Here is a 3,783-nt window from a genome sequence, read left to right as displayed (position 1 = left end):
AGACAGCCCCCGAACCTCCCGGCGCACCTTCGCGCGGCCGGTGCCCTCACACAGGAGGGCGGGCTCTCCGGGCGAGGGACTGCTCGCGCTGGAGGAAACATCGCGGGGTGCGGCTCTCAGCAGGCGGCGCGGGACATGATTCAAGGGAGACTCCTCACCGTTCGAGGCGCACCCGTGGCGCGTCACGAGTCGAGCGTGGCTTCTATTGAGCGCACTCCCCATCTTGGGCCACCCGCGGCGCTTCCTGCACGGGTGCTCGCCGTTCGAGTGGCGCATCGAGCGCGTCGCTCATCATGGGCGCCACACCGCGATTCAGGTGCGACTTGTTGCCTCTTGAGGGACTCGGCCAGGCTTGACGCACCGCACCTTGTCGCGAGGCCCGCTTGGGAATCGCGGCGCACCTCGACGAAGGAGGCGACGCCGCTGTCGACGGGGCTCGTGGCCGCGCTCACCAGAGCGGGGCCATGTTCTCCACGTACTTGAAGCCCGTGCCCGTGTTGAAGACCACCACCGACTCGTCCGGCGCCACCTGGCCCGCGGACTGGAGCTTGCGCAGCGCGGCCACGCAGGCCCCGCCCTCGGGCGCCGCGAAGAGTCCCTCGGAGGCCGCGAGCTCCTTCGTGCCCTGCACGATTTCCTCCTCGGTGACGGAGATGGCCGTCCCTCCGCTGGCCTTCACGGCGCGGAGGATGAGGAAGTCGCCCAGCGCCTTCGGCACGCGAAGGCCGTGCGCGTGCGTCGTCGCCCCGGGCCACATGGGCGCATCCGGCTGACCTTCCGCATGCGCCTTCACGATGGGCGCGCAGCCCTCCGCCTGCACCGCGACCATCCGGGGACGCTTCGAGCCGATGAGCCCCATGGTCTCCATCTCCTCGAACGCCTTCCACATGCCGATGAGTCCGGTGCCTCCGCCCGTCGGGTAGAGGATGACGTCCGGCAGCGTCCAATCCAGTTGCTCCGCCAGCTCGTAGCCCATCGTCTTCTTGCCCTCCACGCGGTAGGGCTCCTTCAGCGTGGCGCACTCGTACCAGCCATGCTCACGCGCGAGGCTGGCGCACACCCTGCCCGCGTCGGTGATGAGGCCGTCCACCGTCTCGACGTGCGCGCCGTAGGCACGGGTCTCCATGAGGAAGAGGCTCGCGATGTCCTTGGGCACGAAGACATGCGCCTCCAGGCCACCCCGCGCCGCATAGGCCGCCAGCGCGCTCCCGGCGTTGCCCGCGGAGGGCAGGCACACCGCCTTCGCCCCCAGCACCTTCGCCATGGACACCGCCGCCGACAGGCCGCGCGCCTTGAACGAGCCGGTGGGATTTCCGCCCTCGTCCTTCACCATGACGCGCTTCAGCCCCAGCCACTCCGACAGGCGCGGCGCATGGAGCAGCGGCGTGTAGCCTTCGCCCAGGCTGAGCCGCTGCGCGGGGTCCTCCACGGGCATCACCTCGTGATAGCGCCACATGGAGCGCTCCCGCGTCGCCAGGGCCTCGGGCCGAAGCGTCTTCGCCGCGCGCTCCAGGTCGTAGCGCGCGAAGAGGGGAGCGCTGCAGGACGTGCACAGGTTCAGCACGGCGCCCGGCGCAAACGTCCGGTCGCACTTCGTACAGTCGAGTCGGATGACGGGCATGGGGCGCCGACTCTAATCCAGGCCGGGCGTGAAGGCGGGGCGCTCTCGGCGGTCCCCGCGACGACGTGCCTACCGCGCGGTCTCGGCGGCCACCGGAGGCAGCCACTTGCGCAGCAGAGCCGGCGCGGTGGACCGGTAGATGTTGTCGTGGCGGAGGTCCGGCCGAGGCTCGACCTCCCACTTCAAGCCCGCGGGCGCGCTCACCCGGAGGACCTCGCGCAGCCGCTCGACGGCGGGGACGATGTCATCCACCTCGTTCGCGGAGGACACGTACAGCGCGGCCTTCAGGTCCGAGCGCGCCGTGAGTCGCTCACCCGCCTGACGCACCAGCGACTCCGCGTTCCACCAGATGCTGGGGCTCAGCGCGAGGTACGTGCCGAACAGCTCCGGCTCCAGGAAGAACGTCTCCACGATGAACAGCCCCGCGAGCGATTCCCCGATGATGGCCCGCTCCTCCGTCACGCGATAGCGCTGGCGGACCTCCGGCATCAGCTCGTCGCGAAAGAACGCCCGGAACGCGTCCGAGCCTCCCGAGATGGGCGCGGCCTCCTTGTCGGTGGCCACCGTGGTGGGGCCCGTCATGTCGCGCCGCCGCACCGTGTTCTCGACGCCCACCACGAGCAGCGGCCGCAGCTCGCCCGCGCGAATGGCCGCGTCCACGGCGGAGGCGACGTGAGGGAAGTCCTCCTTGAGCCCACCGTCGGGCATGTAGAGCACCGGGAAGCGCGTGTCCTTCGCCGCGTCGTAGCCAGGAGGCGTGTAGACGGCGATGTGGCGGACCTCCTTCAGCTTCGCGGACTCCAGCGTGAAGGTCTGGTGCGCGGGCACGGGCTCGGGCGCCTCCGCGGCCTCGGGCGGCTTGCCCGCGGACGCACAGCCCACGAGGAACATCCCCAGCCCCACGCACAACATCGGCCATCGCAGCTGAATCACGCCTGTCCTCCCCACTTCAGTCCCGCAGTTCCAACCACACCGGCGCATGGTCCGAGGGCTGCTTGCCCTTGCGCGCCTCGCGGTCCGTGTCCGAGCCCGTCAGCCTGGGCACCAGCGGCGCCGACACGTAGAGGTGGTCGATGCGCAGCCCCAGGTTCTTCGGGAAGCCGAGCATCCGGTAGTCCCACCACGAGAAGCGCTGCGTGTCCGGGTACAGCTTCCGGTACGCATCCGTCAGTCCGAACGCGCGCAGCCGCTGGAGCGCATCCCGCTCCTTCAGCGTGAAGAGCGTCTGGCCCTCCCACAGCTTCGGGTCGTAGGTGTCGATGTCCTCGGGCGCCACGTTCCAGTCGCCGCCGAGCACCAGCGCCTCGTCGGGCTTGTGCCGCGTGTCCAGGTAGCGCCGCAGGCGGCCGTACCACTCGAGCTTGTACTCGTACTGGGGCGAGTCCACCGTCTGGCCATTGGGCGCGTACGCGCTCACCACGCGGATGCCGGCCACCGTCGCGGCGATGAGGCGCGCATGCGTGTCATCCACGCCGTCCGACAGCCCCTTCACCACGTCGCGTGGCTCCTCCTTCGCGAGGATGGCCACGCCGTTGTAGGTCTTCTGCCCGTGGACCGCCGCGTGGTAGCCGGCGTCGCGCACGGCCTCCATCGGGAAGTCGTCCTCCGTGCACTTCAGCTCCTGAAGGCAGAGGATGTCCGGCTGCGCGCTCTTCAGCCACTCGAGCAGCCGCTCCTGACGGGCCCTCACCGAGTTCACGTTCCAGGTGGCGATTTTCATCGCGGGCACCGTCGCACGACACCCACGCCCCCGCCACGGTTTTCCCCTCGCGTGCGGCCCCAGGGACACACCCTGTCTCATGCCCTCGGGGCAGGCCCCTGGCACGGCCATCGCAATAGCCCCGGGTGGGAGGACGCCCACAGGTGTCCGCCCGGAGTGTCCTTCTCGGACGCCCCGCCTGGAGTCGAGGTCGCCATGAGCCCGAGGACGAGGAAGGCCACCCGCCGCACCCTGGGTTTCACCCTGCCCCCCGCGCTGAAGAAGTCCCTGCTGCCCACCTGCCTCGCCGCGCTCGGCCTGGCCGCGTGGAGCGACGTGCCCCTGCCGGCCACGTGGCGCCCGTGGCTCGCCCTCGCCGACCAGCACGCGGCGCGCACCCGCGACACGGGCACGGGCCCTGAGGCGGTCCAGGGCTTCACCGAGGCTCCCCTCCCCATTCCCC

Annotated in this window: 3 protein-coding genes and 1 pseudogene; 1 reads left to right on the top strand and 3 read right to left on the bottom strand. The window is 70.6% G+C overall.

The features are described 5' to 3' along the window. Window positions 1–448 precede the first annotated feature (448 nt). From HR086_RS45450 to xth, 3 genes are all read right to left on the bottom strand, one after another. The gene (locus HR086_RS45450; protein ID WP_174461311.1) at window positions 449–1,621 is read right to left on the bottom strand and encodes a threonine synthase; all 1,173 of its coding nucleotides are present in this window, start codon (window positions 1,619–1,621) and stop codon (window positions 449–451) included. 69 nt (window positions 1,622–1,690) lie between these two features. Then, window positions 1,691–2,512 (bottom strand): alpha/beta hydrolase, encoded by an 822-nt coding sequence (locus HR086_RS45445; RefSeq protein WP_254623561.1) that lies wholly within the window; start codon window positions 2,510–2,512, stop codon window positions 1,691–1,693. A gap of 58 nt (window positions 2,513–2,570) precedes the next feature. Then, on the bottom strand, window positions 2,571–3,341 hold the full coding sequence (gene xth, locus HR086_RS45440) for an exodeoxyribonuclease III (RefSeq protein WP_141645701.1): 771 nt from the start codon (window positions 3,339–3,341) through the stop codon (window positions 2,571–2,573). A gap of 195 nt (window positions 3,342–3,536) precedes the next feature. Between xth and HR086_RS45435 the strand changes: the two are divergent. Then, a pseudogene (locus tag HR086_RS45435) lies at window positions 3,537–3,783 on the top strand (hypothetical protein); the annotation flags it as partial.

Origin of the sequence: Myxococcus sp. CA039A (genome assembly GCF_013336645.1) — a bacterium.
Lineage (GTDB): Bacteria > Myxococcota > Myxococcia > Myxococcales > Myxococcaceae > Myxococcus > Myxococcus llanfairpwllgwyngyllgogerychwyrndrobwllllantysiliogogogochensis.
This window is presented reverse-complemented; position numbering and strand designations above follow the sequence as displayed.

Coding starts and splice junctions, on each gene's coding strand:
- HR086_RS45450 (WP_174461311.1), bottom strand. CDS start 1,621: ATGCCCGTCATCCGACTCGACTGTACGAAGTGCGACCGGACGTTTGCG.
- HR086_RS45445 (WP_254623561.1), bottom strand. CDS start 2,512: ATGTTCCTCGTGGGCTGTGCGTCCGCGGGCAAGCCGCCCGAGGCCGCG.
- xth (WP_141645701.1), bottom strand. CDS start 3,341: ATGAAAATCGCCACCTGGAACGTGAACTCGGTGAGGGCCCGTCAGGAG.